The following is a 19,974-nucleotide window of genomic DNA, read 5'->3' on the forward strand; positions in this document are numbered from 1 at the left end:
GGCAGCAGGCAAAAAAAACCTACGCATCTGCGTAGGTTGGTGCAAATTAATATGGGTTCAACAAACAAGTTGCCGAAACTCACCAATCAATACCTCTGGGACGTTCAATTTACCCCGGGCCGGCAAAAGCCAGCCAGCAAGCAATCGCAACATTAAGGCGCAAAGTGTAACCAGGGGTGTAATTACCTATCGGGCGCTCACCTCGACCAGGCAGCTCATGGCGTTCGGGCCCTGGGTTAACGGCGAGGTGCCGATATCCAGCGTCAATACGTTCGGGTTGCCGGACTGCTCCACCTCCAGGCGCTCGGCGCCGAAGCCCGGATCAAACCAGGCACCGGTGGCCATCAGTACCACGCCCCGGGTGACACCGTCGGTAAGAGAAACGCCGGCCAGACAACGGCCACGCGCATTGCTGACCAGCACCTCAGTGCCATCGACAATACTGCGTTCTGCCGCATCTTGCGGATGCATATACAACGTCTCGCGACCGGCGGTTTTATTACCCTGCGCCAGCGGTGCCGGATCCATCTGGCTGTGCAGACGGTCGCTCGGCTGGATGGAAATCAGGTGCAACGGCCAATCTTTGGCCTGCGGCGCACCCAGCCATTCGGCCGGCGGCTGCCACTGCGGATGCGGTGCAAAATCAGCATAACCGTAGCCGGCGATTTTCTCGCTGAACAACTCAATCTTGCCGCTTGGGGTTTGCAGCGGATTGGCCTGTGGATCAGCGCGGAAGTCATCAAAGAACACGAACTCTTTCGCCGGTGCCGGCAGTTCGACATAGCCTTTGCGCCAGAAGTCCTCAAACTCCGGCCATTCCACGCCGGTGCCTGCCTGCGCCTGCCCGCACTGCTGATAGATAGATTCGATCCAGGCGCGTTCGTCGCGGTTTTCGGTGAATTGCTCGCGGTAACCGAGTCGCTCCGCCAGATCGGCAAAAATATCAAAGTCATTTCGCGCCTGATGCTGTGGCGCAATCGCCTGATGCATCGCCAACACGTAGCGATCGCGCGATGAACCGCCGATATCGTTACGTTCCAGCGAGGTTGTGACCGGCAGCACGATATCCGCCATTTTGGCGGCCGGTGTCCACCAGATATCCTGCACAATCACCGTATCCGGCTTCTGCCACCCCTCCACCAGTCGGTTTAACTGTTGGTGATGGTGGAACGGATTGCCACCGGCCCAGTGCACCAGATGGATATCCGGATAGTGCCGCGTCTCGCCGCGGAACTGGTAGGGTTCGCCAGGTTGCAGCAACATGTCACAGATGCGCGCCACCGGGATCGCCAGCCCGCAAGGATTGGCCCCCACCGGCATCATTGGCCCCGGGGTATCCACCCGCGGATTGCCGACGCCGTTCATTGAACCGTGCCCAAACGAGAAGCCGCCGCCCGGCAGCCCAACCTGACCGAGCATCGCCGACAGGGCAATCATCATCCAGTAGGGTTGTTCGCCACGGTGAGCGCGCTGAACGGAATAGGAACAGGTGATAAAGCTGCGCACGCCGATCAGTTGCTGCGCCAGCAAGCCGATGCGTGCCGCGGGGATGCCGGTGATCGCACTGGCCCACTCCGGCGTTTTCGCCACGCCGTCATCGGTGCCGCGCAGATAACTCGCCAGTTGGTCGTAACCGGCACAGTGGCTATAGAGGAATGCCTCGTCCTGCGCACCCCGCCGCTGAATTTCATATGCCAACGCCAGCATCAGCGCCACATCGGTATTCGGGCGGATCGGGATCCATTCGGCATTGACGAATGCCGGGCAGTCATCACGCATCGGACTGATGTTGATGACTGGTGTGCCTTTCTGTACCAGCTTTTGCAGCCACGGTTTGAGTGAATGCTCCGCCGCACCGCCGGAAGATACCTGGGCATTTTTCAACGCCAGGCCACCGAAAGCCACAAACAGTTCGCAGTGTTCGACCACGCTCGGCCAACTGGTGACGCGCCCGGTCAATGGAGTGAAGGTGCCAATCACATAAGGCAGGAAAAACTGCGCGGCACCCCAGCTGTAATTGCCCAACTGGTCAACACCGCCACCGCCGCCGAAATAAAAACGCCGCACCAGCGAACGGGCATGATGCAAACGCCCGGCGGATGACCAGCCATAGGAACCGGTAAACAGGCCCGAGGGGCCGTAGCGATCGCGCACGCGACGGTTTTCTTCCGCCACCAGATCGAGCGCCAAATCCCAGTCCACTTCGACAAAATCTTCACGCCCCCGTAACGTACGGTCACTACCTTCACGCTTTTGCAGCCAGGAGCGACGCACGGCAGGTTTGCGGATGCGCTTGTCGGAATAGGCCATAGGCGCGATGGAGGCAAGCATCGGGGAAGGATCCGGATCGTCGGCGAACGGCTCACAACGGATAAGCCTGCCGTCTTCAACCACGGCGGTATACGCCCCCCAGTGAGCGAGCTGCGGATAACGTTTAATCGACATGCGGTTCTCAAACAAAAGTAGTTGCCCAAAAGTAACATTAGCCGACCTGCGCCGCCAAAGCACAAATGACTCTATTACTGGGTGGTACAGGTCTAAGCGCACGATAAATCGCCCATATCTGCAACAGCCGCCACAAGTTGCGATCGCCAGTGCTTGCAGCCCCGGGCTTTTTCCGCAAGACTGAGGAATGTAAGCGATTACCCAGGATGTATGACAGATATGGCTACCATAAAGGATGTTGCCAGGCTGGCGGGTGTTTCCGTGGCCACGGTATCCCGCGTAATAAACAATTCCCCGAAGGCCAGCGAAGGCTCACGCACTGCGGTGCAGGCCGCGATGGAACAACTGCAGTACCACCCAAATGCTAACGCTCGCGCACTGGCCCAGCAATCCACCGAAACGCTCGGGCTGATCGTCTCCGACGTGTCCGATCCTTTTTTTGGCGCCATGGTCAAAGCGGTCGAACAGGTAGCCTACGCCACCCATAACTTCTTGCTGATTGGCAACGGTTACCATGAGGCGGAAAAAGAGCGTCAGGCAATTGAACAACTGGTGCGCCACCGTTGTGCGGCGTTGGTGGTTCATGCCAAAAAGCTGACCGACCGTGAGTTGAGTGGCTGGATGCAGCAAATCCCGGGGATGGTGCTGATTAACCGCACGCTGCCGGGCTTTGAATCACGCTGCGTGGCGCTGGACGACCGTTACGGTGCCTGGCTGGCGACCCGCCATCTGATCCAGCAGGGGCACCAGCGCATTGCCATCGTCTGCTCCACCCACCAGATTTCCGACGCCGCAGACCGCCTGCAGGGCTATCTCGATGCATTGCAGGAGCATGGCATTGCGGTGGATGAAAAACTGATTGCCTACGGCGAGCCGGACGAAATCGGCGGTGAACAAGCGATGACCGAACTGCTCGGGCGCGGCAAAAACTTTACTGCAGTGACCTGCTATAACGACTCAATGGCCGCCGGTGCGCTGTCGGTGCTGAGCGACAACAGTGTCGATGTTCCTGGCCAGATGTCGTTGATTGGTTTTGATGACGTGCTGATTTCACGCTACCTGCGGCCGCGCCTGACCACCATTCGTTATCCGGTGGTGGCGATGGCGACTCAGGCAGCCGAACTGGCGCTAGCGCTGGCCAACAACCAGCCACTGCCGGAGATCACCAATATGTTCAGCCCGACCCTGGTACGCCGCCATTCGGTGGCCAGCATCAATAACGTTTACGAACAGAACTAGTCCAGTTCCCGGTGGTAGACCCGCACCGGGCGGTCGGGGTAATCCAGCGCGTCGCCGATGTAATGCCAGCCGTGACGTTCGTAATAGCCGCTGAAGTCACTGTAGAGATACAGTTCGCTGAAACCGGCACCCCGGCTGTAGTCCTGCACATGCTGCTGCAGCCGTAAACCCAGCCCGCAACCGCGTTGGCTTTCATCGACATACAGCGCCGCCAGCCAGGGCGTCAGATCCTGGCGGCTGATCAAATCGCAGCGCCACAGGCCCACGGTGCCGACCAGTTTGTCGCCCAGCAGAGCAATAAAAGTGATGGGCAAATCCGCCCCACGCAGCCCACTGTCCACCACGCTGGCGAAAAATGCCCGGCTGCTTTCGCTACCAAAGGCCCGCCACTGCCAGTCGATCACCTGTTGTCGATACTGTGGGTAATCCACCAGAAGCACAATGTTAATCATCTCCCCTCCTTTTTCCGTTGCCCGAGATCAGTCTACGGGCGTTTGCAGACAACGCAATCCCGGCGACAAAAAGCCACGCAGCCAAGGGCTAACCCTATGCTAGACTGAGCATTATTTGCCACAGCGGATGTTGAAAGGGGTAAGCCATTGATGATCACCATGTTGGATGTTTCCATTCGCGCTGGGGTCTCTAAGGCCACGGTCTCACGCGTGTTAAATGGCACCGGCCAGGTGAAAAAAAGCACCCGCGACGCGGTGTTCAAAGCGATGGACGACCTGGGTTACCGCCCGAATTTCCTCGCCCAATCGCTGGCGAATAAAAGCTCCAACAGCATTGGACTGGTAGTCTCCAACTTCGACGGCCCCTACTTCGGCCGTCTGCTGCGTAAAGCCGCCAAGCTGATCGAAGCCAGCGGCAAGCATCTGATTGTCACCGATGGCCACGACACGCCGGAAGACGAGCTACAGGCAGTGCGACTGCTGGCCGATCGCCGTTGTGACGCCATCATTCTGTATACCCGATTTATGTCCGAATCTGCGCTGATGAACTTGCTGGGAAGCCTGCCGGTGCCGATCATGGTGATCAACCGCGATCTGCCACAGGCACGCGAGCGCTGCGTGTTCTTCGAACAGCAGAGGGCCGCCTTCCACGCGGTGGATTATCTGATCCGGCAAGGGCACCGCGAGATCGCCTGTATTACCGGGCCGATCGCCACGCCCACCGCTCAGGCGCGGTTGGCGGGTTATCAGCAGGCGCTTGAACATCATGAGATTGCCTTCGACGACGCCCGTGTAGCCTATGGCGACAGCAGCGTGCAAAGCGGCTATCAGGGTGCCCGCAGTTTACTGGCCAGGGATAGCGGCTTTAGCGCACTGTTCGCCTGCAACGACGACATGGCGGTCGGCGCCATGAAGGCGCTGCACGATGCAGGCAAACGCCTGCCGCAGGATGTCTCCCTGTTTGGCTTTGACGACGAACCCAGCGCCGCCTATTTGCAACCTGCGCTGTCCACCGTTTATCTGCCGATCGACGTGATGATCGAAGCCGCCATCAGCCAGGCTTTCCGCCTGATTAAAGGAGAGAATATACAGCCACTCCCTCCTTTCACCGGTGAACTACGGCTGCGCGAATCCGTGATACCCGGCCCCTACGCCAACTGATCCCTTCGGGCGCTGGCGCTGATTGCGCGCCACGCCGCATTTCCCCCACTACGATTTCCCTTGCCTGCCACTTAGCCGCATATTGTCACAACAATAGTCTTTACGCTATATAGCATAAAAGCTATATTTGGAGTGTGGTCGTCGAACGATTCGACAACTGATTTTTATTTGGCAACCCAGAGGTAACGCATATGGCTAAGCCTTTAGCAAACCTGATCGAAAAGCTTGATCCCGCAGTGGTTGAAGCAGCGAGGCAAAAAGCGGACAAAGAAATTTTTGAATTGCGGCTGGCAATGCTGCGGGAAGAACTGGCGGTGTCCCAAGTGGAACTGGCGAAACGACTGGGCATCAGCCAGCCTTCGGTCGCCAATCTGGAAAAACGTGGTAGCGAAATTAAACTCTCTTCACTGAAGCGCTACATCGAAGCCATGGGCGGCACACTCTCGCTGGAGGTCCAACTGCCCAACGGTCAGCATCGACGGATGACATTGTGAGACGGGCGCAGTTTTGAACTGCGCCCGAAGCACTCAGATCAGTTCCAACGCAATCAGCTCTTCAATGGTCTGGCGGCGACGGATCAAACGAGGTTCGCCGTTCTCAAACAGCACTTCCGGCAGCAGCGGACGGCTGTTGTAGTTCGAAGACATCGATGCGCCATAAGCGCCGGTGTCATGGAACACCAGATAATCGCCGACCTGCACCGGCGGCAGTTCGCGGGTTTCAATACCGCCACCGGCCTGCTGGGTAAAGACGTCACCGGACTCACACAGCGGCCCGGCAATCACGGTATCGCGCAGCGGCTGGTTGGCAGTATCGCGGCCATCGGCCGGCAGCAGGGAAATATGGTGGTAACTGCCGTACATCGCCGGACGCATCAAATCGTTAAAACCGGCGTCCACCAGCACGAAGTGGCGGCTGCCCATGTCTTTTACCGCGCGTACCTCAGCCACCAGCACCCCGGCTTCCGCCATCAGGAAGCGCCCAGGTTCAATTTCCAGACTCACCGGATGGCCCAGATGGGCGGCAATACGCTCGCGCGCACTGTTCCACAGGCCAAAATAGTGTTCGGTATCAATCGCCTCTTCGCCGTACTGATACGGGATCGACAGGCCGCCACCGGCGGAAATAGCGCTGATGTCATGGCCCAGGTCGATCACCTGCTGCACCATGGCGTCACACACGCGCTCCAGATGCTGGTAATCCACACCCGAACCGATATGCATATGCACGCCGATCAATTTCAGGCCGTACTGCTGAATTTTTTCCACTGCCTGCGGCAAATCGGCATACCAAATGCCGTGCTTGCTGTTCTCACCGCCGGTATTGGTTTTCTGGCTGTGACCGTGGCCGAAGCCCGGGTTAATGCGTAGCCACACCGGGTGCCCGGCAGAAACCTGGCCCAGTTGCTCCAGCATGTCGATCGAACCGACGTTGACCGGGATTTTCAATTCACTGACGCGCGCCAGCGTTGCATGATCCAATACGTCGGCGGTAAATACGATTTCGCTTGGCTCACCACCCGGCTGAAAACCGGCCTGCAGTGCACGTTCAATCTCCCCCAGCGACACCGAATCCACCTTGACGCCCTGCTCACGCATCAGGCGCAGAATATGAATATTCGAACAGGCCTTTTGGGCAAAACGGATCACATCAAAATGACGCAGTTGGCTGATACGCTCGCTAATGATAGCGGCGTCATAGGCCCATACCGGGCAACCAAAACGCTGAGGCAAGGCCAACAGGTTAGCGGCATTAAGGGCAGTCGTCGTATCGTGTAAAGCACGTGGCATGGTGGTATCCCTGAATAAAATTTAGTGACTCTAATACCCCAATATTGCCGCACTCTTTCTCGGGTGGAAAATATCTATTTAGCCAGAGTCTATTCATCTATGATATGGCTTTGCTCATTATGGACACTGCCGATGCACGCGATAACCCTGCGCCAGATTGAAATCTTCTATGCGGTGATGACCACCGGCAATCTGACCGAGGCCGCTGCGCTGCTGCAAACCTCGCAACCCACCGTCAGCCGTGAACTGGCGCGCTTCGAAAAACTGATCCAACTGCAATTGTTCGAACGGGTGCGCGGCCGGTTATCTCCGACGGTGCAAGGCCTGCGGCTGTTAGAGGAGGTGCAACGATCCTATTACGGTCTGGATCGCATCGTCAATGCTGCCGCCGGTATCCGCCAATTCCAGCAGGCGCAGCTGTCGATTGCCTGCCTGCCGGTGTTCTCGCAGTCACTGCTGCCCGCCGTGTGCAAACCCTTTATCGATCGCTATCCCGAAGTAAGTTTCAGCGTAATACCGCAGGAATCACCGCTGCTGGAGGAGTGGCTGTCGGCGCAGCGTCACGATTTGGGGCTGACGGAAAATACCCTGACCCCGGCGGGAACCGAGCGCATGACGCTGATGACCTTGAACGAGGTCTGCGTGCTGCCGGCCGGGCACCCCATGCTGGCAAAAACGGTACTGACGCCGCAGGACTTTGCCGGGCAAAACTTTATCAGCCTGTCGAATACCGACAGCTATCGTCAACTGCTGGATTCGCTGTTCAGTGAGGAAGGCGTTAACCGCCGTCTGGTGATGGAAACCCACAGCGCCGCGTCGGTCTGCGCCATGGTTAAAGCAGGGGTGGGTGTGTCGATCGTTAACCCGCTGACGGCGCTCGATTACGCCAGTGATGGCCTGCACGTGCGGCCATTCAGCGTTGAAGTGCCCTTTACCGTCAGTCTGATCCGGCCGCTGCACCGCCCATCGTCGGCGCTGGTCACGGCCTTTACTCAGCATTTGCAACAGCAGGCGGAGACACTCCCCGCCCGCCTGGCTGCGGTAATTACACGCTAGCCGGGCGCTTGGCGCGGCTGAAGGTCACCATGCAGAGCAGCAACCCCAGCAGCGCAATCCCCGCAGCGGCCAGCGGTACGCTGGTCAAGCCCAGCCCCTGCGCAATCACCACGCCGCCGACCCAGGCACCTATGGCATTACCGACGTTGAACGCGGCAATGTTCAGCGTAGAGACCAGGTTGGGGGCTTTTTTACCGTAGGTGACCACGTTGATCTGCAGTGCCGGTACGGCGGCAAACGCGGCGGCGGCCCACAGGAACAGGGTGATCTCTGCCGGGACCATCGAATGGCTGGTCCAACTGAACAGCGCGGCGAAACAGGCGATCACCAGGAAGGTACAGGTCAGCGTCAGCGGCAAACGCCAGTCTGCCAGACGGCCGCCCAGGATATTCCCCAGCGTCAGCCCTACCCCCATCAGCAACAGCGTCCAGCTCACCCCATGCGATGAAACGCCGGTCACTTCGGTCAGCAATGGCGCAATGTAGGTAAACAGCGCGAACATCGATGCGGCAAAGGCCACGGTCATCAGCAGCGAAAGCCAGATGCCAGCGCCACGCAGCGCCGCCAGTTCTTTTTTCAGGTCGGTCGGTGCCTCGTCCTTCACCGTGGGCAGCTTGCTATACAACGCCAACAGGGAGAACACACCGATCACCGCCACCGCCCAGAACGTCGAGCGCCAGCCCAGTGCCTGCCCCAGCGCGGTACCGAGCGGCACCCCGAGCACGTTAGCCAGCGTCAGGCCGGTAAACATCAGCGCCACGGCAGAGGCCCGGCGGTTTGGCGGAACCAGGTTGGCCGCCACCACCGCGCCAATACCAAAGAACGCACCGTGACACAGAGCGGTGATAATGCGCGCCAGCATCAGGAAGTCGTAGCTGTAACCCAGGGCGCACATAATATTGCCGAAAATGAAAATCACCATCAGCAGCAACAGGGTCTTTTTACGCGGTAGTTTCGCCGTCAACAGCGCCATGATCGGTGCGCCGATAGCCACGCCAAGCGCATAGCCACTGATCAACCAGCCGGCAGAAGGAATAGAAACCTGCAGGTCTCTGGCGACCTCAGGCAGCAACCCCATAATCACAAACTCGGTGGTGCCGATAGCAAATGCACTTAATGCCAGTGCGAGCAGAGAAACAGGCATGCGTAACGCTCCCAATTAACAAAGCCCCGGCGTCAGGCGCCCGAGGCCGGTAAAAACACACGAAATTATCGGGCAACCTGACAGGCTGCCCGTGAAAAAGGTCAGAGAGGGTGTTCCAAGAGCTGGGGAAATGTATTTAACCCTATAATTATTAAGTCTTATTCACTCTTTTCACGTTACAGAAATTACACCTCGTCCCACGAGTTAACCAGTGAGAAAGCCAGAGTAGCGCACAAAAAGCCCCCATGAGCCGACTAACCGCTTGAATGCGCTACCGATCAAAAATGTGTGAAAATGTTACTGTCGTGTTAACTATATCAGCGCAGCGTCGCCCGCCAGTCAGCGTCGGTGGCAAACCACTCCACCAAAAAATCCAGCATGGTTCTCAGGGTCGCCGGCATCTGTCGGCGTGAAGTATAAATGCCGTAAATGCCCATCGACTGAGGCCGATACTCCGGCATCAGTTCAATCAGATCACCACTGGCCAGCAGCGGTGCCGCCGAATAGTAAGGCTGCATCGAAATACCCGCCCCCTGCACCGTACCCGCCATCAACACCACCGACTCATTGGCACTCAGGTTGCCGCTGACCGCGACCGCCGACTTCACCCCCTGGTGATCAAAATGCCACAGGCTTTTACCGAAGTAGGAATAGGTCAGGCAGTTGTGTAACGCCAGATCCTGCGGATGACGCGGCGTGCCGTGCGCTGCCAGATAAGCCGGGGAGGCACAAACCACCGAGGCGCAAGAGGATAAAGGCCGGGCGATCAAATTGGGATCCAGCTCGTTGGTAATTCGCAGTGCCAAATCGATACGCTCTTCGACCAGATTCACCGTGCGATTATTCATTTGCAGATCCACCGCGACCTGCGGGTGGCGCTTCAGGTATTGGGCTACCGCCCCCACCAACGCCGTCTGGCCCAGGGACTGTGAGCAGGTGATACGCAACAGGCCGCGCAGCTCATCGCTCTGTTCTCCTTCAACCAAATCAATCTCACCCGCCAGCGCCAGCATCTGCCGACAACGCTCCAGCGTGCGCTCACCGGCGTCAGTCAGACTAAGCTTACGGGTAGTGCGATGCAGTAAACGTGCACCTGCCCATTGCTCCATCTGAGCCAGATAGCGCGTCACCATGGCTCGTGACATTTCCAGCGTTTCCGCTGCCGCAATCATGCTGCCACGGTCAACGATGGTGATAAAAACCTCAGCTGCGGTAATGCGATCCATGATTCGTCCGATTTACGCAATGAATAATTGCTCATTATCCGGTTTTTCTATCGCTTTATGCAACCTAACATCTATACAACATTTAATCGCTACCCAAGGACCTCTGACCATGTTTAACAAATCATTACTGACCCTGGCCTTCGCCGGCATCACTACCTTTAGCGCCTACGCCACTGCGGCTAACACTCTGACCATGGAAGTGTACAACCCAGGTGAGAAAAGCGTTTTCCCGGTGTCCTCTGAAATCATCAGCGGCAAGCACGAAGTGGCACTGATCGACGCCCAGTTCCAGCGTAATGACGCGGAAGAGCTGGTGAAAAAGATCAAGGCGACCGGCAAGAAGCTGACCACCGTTTATATCAGCCATTCAGATCCGGATTTCTACTTCGGTCTGGACGTGATTAAAGCCGCCTTCCCACAGGCAAAAATCATCGCTTCCCCAGGCACCATCGAAGAAATCAACGCCACCAAAGACGGCAAAGTGGCCTACTGGGGCCCAATTCTGAAAGACAACGCACCGAAAGCGGTGGTGGTCCCACAGGCGTTGCAGGGTGACAGCTTTACCGTTGACGGCCAGAAAGTCGAAGTGAAAGGCCTGACCGGTCCAACCCCGGAACGCACCTACGTGTGGATCCCGGCGCTGAAAGCGGTAGTGGGCGGTGTTCCGGTCGCGGGCGACAATATCCATCCGTGGGTCGCCGATAACCAGACCGTTGAATCACGCGCACACTGGCAGCAAACGCTGGAAGGCATCAAGGCATTGAAACCGAAAGTCGTTGTCCCAGGCCATTTCCTGCCGGGTGCCGACCAAACGCTGAAATCCGTTACCTTTACCCAGAACTACCTGACCACGCTGGAGGCTGAACTGCCGAAGGCCAAAGACTCTGCGGAACTGGTGGCGGCAATGAAAAAGCATTACCCGAACCTGAAAGATGAGTCCAGCCTGGAACTGAGCGCCAAGGTGCTGAAAGGCGAAATGAAGTGGCCGCAATAAGCCCATCTAAACACACAGGCTAAGGCGTTACTGCTACCCCGCCCTTGAAAGGGGGCGGGTATAACGAGGAATTATTATGACCGGCACGACTCTGCATTACATTTTCGATCCGCTGTGTGGCTGGTGTTATGGCGCAGCCCCCCTGGTGAAGGCGGCCAAAACCATTCCAGGGCTGAACATCGCCCTGCACGCCGGTGGCATGATGACCGGCAACAACCGCCGCCAAATCACGGACGAATGGCGTAATTATGTGATTCCGCACGACAAGCGTATTGCGGAGTTAACCGGACAGACCTTTGGTGAAGCCTATTTCAATGGGCTGCTGCGTGATACCACGGCGATCATGGATTCTGAGCCGCCGATTACCGCGATTCTGGCCGCTCAGGCGCTGGCGGGACGTGGGCTGGATATGCTGCACCGCATTCAGGAAGCGCATTATCAGGAAGGTCGACGCATCGCCGATACGCCGGTGCTGGAAGCCCTGGCGAAAGAGCTGGGCCTGGCTTCGGCCCCGTTCATCGCCGAGATGCGCTTTAACGCCGGTGCGCCGACCGCACAACACATCGCCCAAAGCCGGGCGCTGCTGGCCAAAGTTCAGGGCCAGGGCTTCCCGACCTTCGCACTGGAAGACAGCGAAGGTCAGCTACGCCAGATCCCGGCGGGCAACTATCTGGGTAATGTTGCAGCCTGGAAAGAGTTGTTGAGCGGTGCCGCCACCTGGGCGTAATGCCTGCGACAGTCCCCGGTATTCACGAAATTGAATGTCCGGGGCTGATTATTCGACCCGTACGAAACGCCCTTCCGCCCGTACGTTAAAACCAAAACCGCAGTCACCCTGGGTATGCATTTCCAACGCATCCGCGGTGAATTGCATCGTCACATCACAGGCCATCGCGTCCTCAGGCTCCCGTTGACGGTACAGCGCCTTGCCGTGTTCAATCGGTAATACCTCGGCGAATTCGCCCATATTCGGCCCGTAATACAGCCCCATCTGCGGCATGTAATAGCCAGAGTATTGGATCAGCCAGCGGCCGTTTTGTGGCTTGACCTCCACTTCGCTCCAGACACCACGCCCGGCGTACTGCCAGTAGATGCCAGCCGGTCCGTTCAACGGCGGCTGTTTCGCCAAACGCTGCTGCAACAGCTTCAGGTTATGCTGGGATTTACTGTCTTGCGGGGCCAGTTCCAGATAGGCACGCGCTTTAAGCAGTTCACCGGCACGCATCAGCGCCAGCGCCACATTGTTATAGGCCGTGGCGGTCGCCTGACGCTCCAGGCCGCAGAACTCACTCCAGGCGGCCTGATCGCGGAAAATATCGGCGGCTCGCGGGTAATCACCGCGCTGGTAGGCACTTTTCCCGAGTTCGGCATAGCTCGCCACCTTGTGACAATCGGCATCAATATCCGGCTCATCAATCTGTGCCATCGTCTGGCCGCTGGCGAGCGCGCCATAGGCCAACAGCAGGGGAACCCACGCCTTCATCACTCATCCTTTCCGCAGTAAACAAACCCAATTTCGGCGCCAGTATAACCGCCATCCCTCCCGGCTTCACCTCTGACGATCCAACCACAATATTTCAAACGGTTAGTCGCGTTAAAACTGCTTACAGTCAGGGTTTGTTTGTTACCTGTCCCCGGCCCATGCTGAAAAAAATGCAGAATTAACGAGAGCCCATGAACACAAGCCCCCCCCCCCAAACACGCCGTCTGGCAGTTGATTAAGCCCTTCTGGGTTTCAGAAGAAAAACTGCGGGCCTGGTCGATGTTGATCGCCATCATCGCCCTGTCGCTCGGGCTGGTCTACATCAGCGTGCTGATCAACCAGTGGAATCAGGTGTTCTACGACGCGCTGCAAAACAAGAACTACCCGGTGTTCAAGGCGCAGCTGTGGCGCTTTACCTACCTGGCGCTGATCTTTATCGTGCTGGCGGTGTATAAGATTTACCTGACACAGGGCCTGCAAATGCGCTGGCGGCGCTGGATGACCGAAAAGTTTATGGGGAAATGGCTGGCTCATCAGGCCTATTACCACACCGAACAGCAGCAGATCGTCGATAACCCGGACCAGCGTATTGCCGAAGATCTCAACGTGCTGACCCAGTACACGCTGTCGCTGTCACTCGGGCTGCTCTCCAGCCTGGTGACGCTGTTTTCGTTTATCACCATTCTCTGGCACGTCAGCGGGCCAATGACCTTTGTTATCCATCAGCATGCCGTCACCCTGCCCGGTTACATGGTGTGGTTCGCCCTGCTGTATGCGGTGCTGGGATCGCTGTTGATTTGGTGGGTCGGTAAACCACTGGTGCAGCTCGGTTTTAATCAGGAACGCTACGAAGCGAACTTCCGTTTTGGCCTGATCCGCATCCGTGAAAATAACGATGCTATCGCGCTGTACCACGGTGAACCCCGCGAGGCGCAACAGTTGGGCGATCGTTTTGACAGCATTCGGACCAACTGGGGGTCGATCATGCGTATCACCCGTCGACTTAACATTGCCTCCAACTTTTACAGCCAGTTCGCCATTGTCTTCCCGCTGCTGGTGGCGGCACCGCGCTACTTCTCCGGCGCTATCCAGATGGGGGGCATGATGCAGATCGCCTCCGCCTTTGGTCAGGTGCAGGGGGCGTTGTCGTGGTTTATCGATGCCTTTAGCGATTTGGCGACCTGGAAAGCCTGCGTTAACCGTCTGGCCGGTTTCAACGCCGCCGTGGATCAGGTGCATCATCAGCAACGAGGCATTCAACTGCCGTCGGAGAACGGCCAGCCGGTGATCCTCGACCGTCTCAGCCTGCAATTGCCGGACGGTCAGAGCTTGCTGGAACCGACCTCGATGACGCTGAAACGCGGCGATCGCGTGCTGATCGTTGGCCCGTCCGGCTGTGGCAAATCAACGCTGCTGCGTGCTATCGCCGGTATCTGGCCCTACGGTTCCGGCGCCATCGGCCGGGATGCCGCCAGCAGCAGCTTATTCCTGCCGCAGCGCAGCTATATTCCGATTGGCACATTGCGGGAGGCGCTCAGTTATCCGCATCTCGCGGCAGAATACAGCGATGAACAACTGCTGAAAGTGCTGGAAAATTGCCGTCTGAAACCTCTGCAGCGTTGGCTGGATACCAGCGCCAACTGGAGCCACCGTCTGTCGCCGGGTGAACAACAGCGGCTGGCATTTGCCCGCGCTATTCTGACCCGTCCGGATATTTTGTTCCTCGACGAGGCCACCAGCGCGCTGGACGATGAAACCGAGCAACTGATGTACTGCCTGTTGGTGGATGAGCTGCCGCAGGTGACGCTGGTCAGCGTGGCACACCGCAACAGCGTGGCGAAATATCACCAGAGCTGCTGGCGCTTTAGCCGTACAGAAGAGAATCAACCGGCGCGTATGGCACTTAGCCCACTGCCGCTCGCCAGTTGATCAACCGGGCGCTGCTCCCCTGGCAGCGCCCGCTTTCCCTCAAATACCGTCCGTCTGCACGTCCTCACATTTTACCCGGCGTCTCTCGTGCCACAGGCTGGTCAACCCACGCTTGCCACATGCCAGCGCCAGTTCGCGGAATTCATCCAGGCTCAGCCCATCCCGTTCCAGCATCATCTCCGCCACCAACTGCATATTAACGCCCGTCAGTACCTCGCAATGCCCTTGCGCATCCGCCAACTCGCTGGCACAGCGAAACGGTGAACCGCCGAGCATATCGGTAAGAAACACCACGCCGTCCGGCTGTGCTACCTCGGCCAACGCCGAGATCAGCGCGGCCTTTAACTCTGCGGTACTCATCTGCTCGGGAAAATTGACCGCAACGCAGTACGGCTGCGGCCCCACTACCTGTTCAACCGCCTGCAACAGCCCACTGGCGAAGCCGCCGTGGCCGGTAATCACAATGCCTGGCATAAGCCTTTCCTCACAGTAAACCGATAAACTTGCCCACCACCCCAATCACCACCGTCACGCCAATCAGTTTTACCGGTGAGAAGCCACGCTTCATCAGGAAGAAAATCAGCAGCGTAAAGCACAGTGGCAACAGGTTGGGCATCAGCTTGTCCAGCACGTCGGTCTGTAGCGCCACACTGGCCTTGCCGGCATGCATCACCAGCGGGGTAGAAAGATGTACATAGGAGGCCACCAGCGCGCCGATCACCGTCATACCGACAATCGAGGCGGCGTGGGATATTCGCCGGGTATGGGTTTTCAGCAGCGCCAGCGCGCTGGTACCGGCCTGATAACCATAGTGAGCCAACCCGAAACGCAGGCCGAAATGGAACACGTTAAACAGCAGCAGGAAGACGATCGGCCCGAACAGGCTTCCCTCCAGCGCCAGCGAAGCCCCAATCCCGGCGCAGATCGGCAACAGCGTCAGCCAAAACAGCGCATCGCCGATGCCCCCCAGCGGGCCCATCAGTGCCACTTTGACCGCACGGATGGTGGAGATCTTCTCTTTGTTTTGCTCCATCGCCAGCACCAATCCGGAAAGGAAGGTGACGTCAAACGGATGCACATTGATAAACTCCATGTGCATTTTCATCGAGTTGGAAAGATCCTGCGGATTACGGTGGATCTTGCGCAAAGCGGGGATCAACTGATACAGCCAGCCGCCGGCCTGCATGCGTTCATAGTTGAACGATGCCTGCAGCAACAACGAGCGCCAGGCCATACGGTTGATGTCACCGCGGGTCAAGGCCTCGGCGGGCTGGCTGTCGAGGTAGTCGTCCTGCTCCACCTGACTGGTGGCCAGCGCCTGCGCCATACGTTTTTCCGCTTTTTGCGCCAGCAGATCGTCAGAATCATTAAATGCCATCTTCAGCATCCTCCTGGGGTACAGGTTGTTTGAGCGGGTCCGCACCGGCCCGCTGACTGTTAAAGAAATCGATCAGGGCGATCGCCAGCGCGCCCAGCGCCACGGCCAGGATCGGCAATTTCAGGAAGGTGACGGAAATAAAGCCGAGGATGAAGTAGGCCACGTAGGTTTTTTTCATCATCACTTTCATCAGCAGCGAGAAACCAATCGCCGGCATCATGCCACCCGCCACGGCCAGGCCGTCCAACAGCCAGACCGGGGCCTTTTGCACCATGGCGCTGGCCGCGTCGGCACCGAAATAAATCGGCAGAAACGCCACCACAAAATAGAACGCGAACAGGATGGTGATACCGAGATAGTTCACCCGTTCGATACCGCGCCAGTTCAGCTCTTTCACCATGCGATCGCAGCGATGCATCATTGGTGAAAACAGGGTGAACAACAGCGTGATACAGCCCTGTACCGCAATTGAAAACGGTACCGCCACGCCAATCGCCACCTTGGGATCGGCCTTGGTCAGAATGGCAAACGCCGTACCAATCACCCCGCCAATCACCACGTTAGGCGGCTGAGCCCCCGCCAGCGGCACCATGCCCATCCACACCAGTTCCAGCGTGCCGCCCACCAACAGGCCGGTGTAGACATCCCCCAGGATCAGGCCGACCAGCGGCCCCAGTACCACCGGACGGTGGAAGTGGGTCAGGCCGTCGAACAAGTCGACCCCCGCCAATCCGGCCAGCAGTGCAATCAATAACGCATCAGTCAACATGGTTTCCCCCGAACTCAAAACAGCAGTTTGCCGATCGCCTCACCCGCTTCATCCGGCACCCGGCGCACCTCACATTCGACGCCCAGCGCCGCCAGCTCGCGAAAGGCAGCCACGTCACCGTCATCCAGCGAGACCGTTTTATGCACCTGCCGCTTCCCCTCGGCAAAATGCATGTTGCCGACGTTGACGAAACGGATCGGCACCCCGCCCTGCACCAGCCGCAAAACATCCTGCGGCGTTTTGCACACCAAAAAGATCTTCTGCCGGTCTGCTGCCTTGTGGATCACATCGATGGTTTTCTGCAGCGTGAAGTAGCGCGTCTGCACCCCCTCCGCCACCACCATATCCATCAGGTTCTGCTGTACCGGATCGGCCGCCGCATCATCGTTAGCCACCACCACCAGATTGGCCCCCAGAGTATTGGTCCAGGTGACGCCGACCTGGCCGTGCACCAGTCGGTTATCGATACGGGTCATCAAGATATTCGGCATTTCAATGCACCTCCGGATAGCAGGCGGCGTGATAGTCATCGAGCACCTGCGTCACTTTGTGCATCACCCAATCCTGTGGATCGTCGCTCAGTTCGCCGGCATTCATCGCACGCGCCTGATCGGGCAGATACTGGCTTAGCAACGCCAGCGGCACCGGATTGCGACGCAGGTTGTCGATCAGGCTCTCTACCGCCTGCTGGACCTGTGGCTGCGGCCAGTAGTAACGCACCCGGTCACTCAGGCTGTAGTGGCGATCAAGATACTGTTGATGCGGGTTACCGTGGTAATAGCGGCTCCACTGCTGCGGTTGCTCGCGCATCACCTGTTCCAGCGTGGCGCACAGCTGTGCCGATTGATGCTCACCCAGCCATTCACGTTCGATATGATCCAGGGCAAACAGCGCTTCACGCAGGGCAAAGGTCAGCGCCGGGCCGACTTTCAGGATGGCGAAATGGTCGCCCACCAGTTGCCGGTAGGCCTGTGGGGGTTGGTAATCCGTTGAGTGCGCTTCGTAGACCATTCCCGGTTGCCGTTCGATAAAACGACTCAGTTCATGGGCCCGCTGTGGCTGATAGTGTTCCACGCTGTGATGATCAAACTCCACGCCCGGCTGTACCACCAGCGCAATGGTCCGCGTCCAGGCATCAACCAGCTCCGCCCGCTGCCAGGCCAGGCGATGCACCTCAAGGGTTTGCTGTACTGCCTGCGGTGTGGTGACCTGCATGCCTTCCAGCGCCTCCTGCGCGCCACCCGGTACCGGCACTTCGGTACCTATGACATACACCGGTGGCTCACCGCCGCTTGCCTGCCAGGCGCGCTCCGCCACGGCACATAACCGCGCAGCGCGAACGGCCACGGTTTCATCATTCAGTGGGAAGGGATCGCCGACGCAGGACATCGAGCAATCGAGGTGAATTTTACGAAAACCGGCGCGGACATAATCGTCGATCAGCGTTTCTGCCAGCTGCATCGCCTCTTCCGCCGGTCGATCCTGCCAGGCATTGGGGCCGAGATGATCACCTCCCAGCCACAGACGATCGCGCGCCAGCCCCACTTCATCCGCCAGTTGCCACAGCGCATCGCGGAACTGCTGCGCCGTCTGGCCGGTGTAACCGCCAAACTGATTGACCTGATTCGAGGTGGCCTCAACCAGCACCGGTGTGCCGCGCGCTTTGGCCTGCCGCAGGGCCGCTTTCAGCACCCAGGGGTGAGCGGAACAAACGGAAAATACCCCAACCGGTTTTCCGGCCTTGTGCTGCTCAACAAGCTGTAACAACTGCTGCATGAATCCCCCACGCAGGCGCCGTACTACCGATCGGCGATGACAACCTCCACGCCCATCTCGGTTAACGCCCGCTCGTAATCGTCCGGAAGAAGGCTGTCGGTAATCAGCCGATGAATTTGTCCGGCTTCGCGAATCATGCAAAAGCTCTTGCGACCAAACTTGCTGGCATCCGCCACGGCGATAATCTCGCGTGCCACCTCGCACATCACGCGATTGAGGTGTGCCTCACCGGGGTGAGGCGTGGTGATACCGGCAACCAGATCGAAACCGTCGACCCCCAAAAACAGCTTGTCGAAGCGGTACTGGCGCAATTGCTGCTCGGCAGCCGGACCGTAGAGCGAGTAGGAGTTGCGGCGCACGCTGCCCCCCAGCACCATCACCTCTGCCCCATCGTTACCTGAAAGCTCATAAGCAATGTTCAGCGCATTGGTCATCACCACCAGATCGCGTCGTCCTTTGAGGAACGGCACTATCTGGGTGGTGGTGGAACCGGAATCGAGGATCAGCGCATCACCATCGCGCACATAGCTGGCCGCTACACTGGCGATCTGCGACTTCACATCGCGGTTTAACCGCCCCTTGTCATGCAACGGGCGATCGAAGGCGAATTGCTGATTGAGCATCGCGCCGCCATAGGCTCGTAGCGCACACCCTTTTCGTTCCAGAAAGCGCAGATCGTTGCGGATCGTCACCGTGGATACTGCAAACTGTTTGCTGAGCTGCTCCACGCGCACGCTGCCGTGCTCGCATAACAGATCGATAATGTGTTCACGTCGCTTTGCGGTATTCACTGGCATGAGCTGCGGTCCTCAGGTTTCCGGCCGGGCCGGGGAGAAGATGGCTTTCGCTCTACTGCGCTGGCATTACAGCAAAGCGAAGGCAATGAAATTGTGATCGGGGTTACAGCGCTGTTTTAGCAGAAAAAGAGGTTAAAAACCTTTCGGATCGAAATGAAATGAAAATATTGAGAAGCAGTGAAAGGCAAAGTGAAATCTCAGCGCAGGCGCAGCTGCCGGGCTGAGGAGCCCGAAGTACAGCAGAAAACGAAAGGGGTAACACAGCGGCCCGGCTGGCTGACTTTTAGTTCATCAGGTGATCGGGATCACATAATAACAATTATGCCTCTCCGGCA

Annotated in this window: 19 protein-coding genes; 7 read left to right on the plus strand and 12 right to left on the minus strand. The window is 58.0% G+C overall.

Annotated features, from left to right (window positions below; all coding sequences use genetic code 11):
* Window positions 1-186: 186 nt before the first annotated feature.
* The gene (locus QOT07_RS20185; RefSeq protein WP_261428284.1) at window positions 187-2,445 is read right to left on the minus strand and encodes a molybdopterin guanine dinucleotide-containing S/N-oxide reductase; all 2,259 of its coding nucleotides are present in this window, start codon (window positions 2,443-2,445) and stop codon (window positions 187-189) included.
* A gap of 219 nt (window positions 2,446-2,664) precedes the next feature.
* Here QOT07_RS20185 and galR point away from each other — a divergent pair, with 219 nt between their 5' ends.
* Window positions 2,665-3,684 (plus strand): HTH-type transcriptional regulator GalR, encoded by a 1,020-nt coding sequence (gene galR, locus QOT07_RS20190; RefSeq protein WP_099063788.1) that lies wholly within the window; start codon window positions 2,665-2,667, stop codon window positions 3,682-3,684.
* On the opposite strand, the gene QOT07_RS20195 is transcribed toward galR, so the two are convergent.
* On the minus strand, window positions 3,681-4,136 hold the full coding sequence (locus tag QOT07_RS20195) for a GNAT family N-acetyltransferase (protein WP_283603809.1): 456 nt from the start codon (window positions 4,134-4,136) through the stop codon (window positions 3,681-3,683). The genes galR and QOT07_RS20195 overlap by 4 nt on opposite strands.
* Window positions 4,137-4,286: 150 nt before the next feature.
* Between QOT07_RS20195 and QOT07_RS20200 the strand changes: the two genes are divergently transcribed.
* Together QOT07_RS20200 and QOT07_RS20205 are read left to right on the plus strand one after the other, a co-directional pair.
* Window positions 4,287-5,297 (plus strand): LacI family DNA-binding transcriptional regulator, encoded by a 1,011-nt coding sequence (locus QOT07_RS20200; protein WP_261462000.1) that lies wholly within the window; start codon window positions 4,287-4,289, stop codon window positions 5,295-5,297.
* A 191-nt stretch (window positions 5,298-5,488) separates the two neighbouring features.
* Window positions 5,489-5,791: a helix-turn-helix domain-containing protein gene (locus QOT07_RS20205; RefSeq protein WP_085118626.1), complete on the plus strand. Its 303-nt coding sequence runs from the start codon at window positions 5,489-5,491 to the stop codon at window positions 5,789-5,791.
* 33 nt (window positions 5,792-5,824) lie between these two features.
* On the opposite strand, the gene lysA is transcribed toward QOT07_RS20205, so the two are convergent.
* The gene (gene lysA, locus QOT07_RS20210; protein WP_099063791.1) at window positions 5,825-7,087 is read right to left on the minus strand and encodes a diaminopimelate decarboxylase; all 1,263 of its coding nucleotides are present in this window, start codon (window positions 7,085-7,087) and stop codon (window positions 5,825-5,827) included.
* Between the two features lie 132 nt (window positions 7,088-7,219).
* Here lysA and QOT07_RS20215 point away from each other — a divergent pair, with 132 nt between their 5' ends.
* Window positions 7,220-8,143 carry a LysR family transcriptional regulator gene (locus tag QOT07_RS20215; RefSeq protein WP_261428287.1) on the plus strand — a complete coding sequence of 308 codons (924 nt, stop codon included), beginning with the start codon at window positions 7,220-7,222 and terminating at the stop codon, window positions 8,141-8,143.
* On the opposite strand, the gene QOT07_RS20220 is transcribed toward QOT07_RS20215, so the two are convergent.
* Both QOT07_RS20220 and QOT07_RS20225 read right to left on the minus strand, forming a co-directional pair.
* Complete coding sequence (locus QOT07_RS20220; RefSeq protein WP_099063793.1) at window positions 8,133-9,287, minus strand: MFS transporter; 1,155 nt, start codon at window positions 9,285-9,287, stop codon at window positions 8,133-8,135. The genes QOT07_RS20215 and QOT07_RS20220 overlap by 11 nt on opposite strands.
* A gap of 317 nt (window positions 9,288-9,604) precedes the next feature.
* A complete protein-coding gene (locus tag QOT07_RS20225) occupies window positions 9,605-10,513 on the minus strand; it encodes a LysR family transcriptional regulator (protein ID WP_085118630.1) in 909 nt (302 codons plus the stop codon).
* 109 nt (window positions 10,514-10,622) lie between these two features.
* Here QOT07_RS20225 and QOT07_RS20230 point away from each other — a divergent pair, with 109 nt between their 5' ends.
* Together QOT07_RS20230 and QOT07_RS20235 are read left to right on the plus strand one after the other, a co-directional pair.
* Window positions 10,623-11,507, plus strand: a complete 885-nt coding sequence (locus QOT07_RS20230; RefSeq protein WP_112347253.1) for an MBL fold metallo-hydrolase — start codon at window positions 10,623-10,625, stop codon at window positions 11,505-11,507.
* A 76-nt stretch (window positions 11,508-11,583) separates the two neighbouring features.
* Window positions 11,584-12,234 (plus strand): DsbA family protein, encoded by a 651-nt coding sequence (locus tag QOT07_RS20235; protein WP_099063795.1) that lies wholly within the window; start codon window positions 11,584-11,586, stop codon window positions 12,232-12,234.
* Window positions 12,235-12,282: 48 nt separating this feature from the next.
* Here QOT07_RS20235 and QOT07_RS20240 read toward each other — a convergent pair whose 3' ends face one another.
* A complete protein-coding gene (locus QOT07_RS20240; RefSeq protein ID WP_283603811.1) occupies window positions 12,283-12,990 on the minus strand; it encodes a tetratricopeptide repeat protein in 708 nt (235 codons plus the stop codon).
* Between the two features lie 231 nt (window positions 12,991-13,221).
* On the opposite strand from QOT07_RS20240, the gene QOT07_RS20245 reads away from it, so the two are divergent.
* The gene (locus tag QOT07_RS20245; RefSeq protein WP_283603812.1) at window positions 13,222-14,919 is read left to right on the plus strand and encodes an ABC transporter ATP-binding protein/permease; all 1,698 of its coding nucleotides are present in this window, start codon (window positions 13,222-13,224) and stop codon (window positions 14,917-14,919) included.
* A gap of 39 nt (window positions 14,920-14,958) precedes the next feature.
* On the opposite strand, the gene agaF is transcribed toward QOT07_RS20245, so the two are convergent.
* The 6 genes from agaF to agaR are packed head-to-tail and all read right to left on the minus strand — an operon-like array spanning window position 14,959 to window position 19,639.
* Window positions 14,959-15,393 carry a PTS galactosamine/N-acetylgalactosamine transporter subunit IIA gene (gene agaF, locus QOT07_RS20250; protein ID WP_112347257.1) on the minus strand — a complete coding sequence of 145 codons (435 nt, stop codon included), beginning with the start codon at window positions 15,391-15,393 and terminating at the stop codon, window positions 14,959-14,961.
* 10 nt (window positions 15,394-15,403) lie between these two features.
* Window positions 15,404-16,297 (minus strand): PTS system mannose/fructose/sorbose family transporter subunit IID, encoded by an 894-nt coding sequence (locus QOT07_RS20255; protein WP_085118639.1) that lies wholly within the window; start codon window positions 16,295-16,297, stop codon window positions 15,404-15,406.
* Window positions 16,287-17,066, minus strand: coding sequence for a PTS N-acetylgalactosamine transporter subunit IIC (gene agaW / locus QOT07_RS20260; RefSeq protein WP_085118640.1), 780 nt, complete (start codon window positions 17,064-17,066; stop codon window positions 16,287-16,289). Before agaW ends, QOT07_RS20255 begins: the two co-directional genes overlap by 11 nt.
* Window positions 17,067-17,080: 14 nt before the next feature.
* Window positions 17,081-17,557, minus strand: a complete 477-nt coding sequence (gene agaV, locus QOT07_RS20265) for a PTS N-acetylgalactosamine transporter subunit IIB (protein ID WP_099063800.1) — start codon at window positions 17,555-17,557, stop codon at window positions 17,081-17,083.
* 1 nt (window position 17,558) lies between these two features.
* Window positions 17,559-18,842, minus strand: coding sequence for a D-tagatose-bisphosphate aldolase, class II, non-catalytic subunit (locus tag QOT07_RS20270; RefSeq protein WP_207979403.1), 1,284 nt, complete (start codon window positions 18,840-18,842; stop codon window positions 17,559-17,561).
* A gap of 23 nt (window positions 18,843-18,865) precedes the next feature.
* Window positions 18,866-19,639 (minus strand): transcriptional repressor AgaR, encoded by a 774-nt coding sequence (gene agaR, locus QOT07_RS20275; RefSeq protein WP_112347259.1) that lies wholly within the window; start codon window positions 19,637-19,639, stop codon window positions 18,866-18,868.
* Between the last annotated feature and the right edge of the window lie 335 nt (window positions 19,640-19,974).

The sequence above is a fragment of the Serratia proteamaculans genome (assembly GCF_949794035.1).
Classification (GTDB): Bacteria; Pseudomonadota; Gammaproteobacteria; order Enterobacterales; family Enterobacteriaceae; genus Serratia; species Serratia proteamaculans.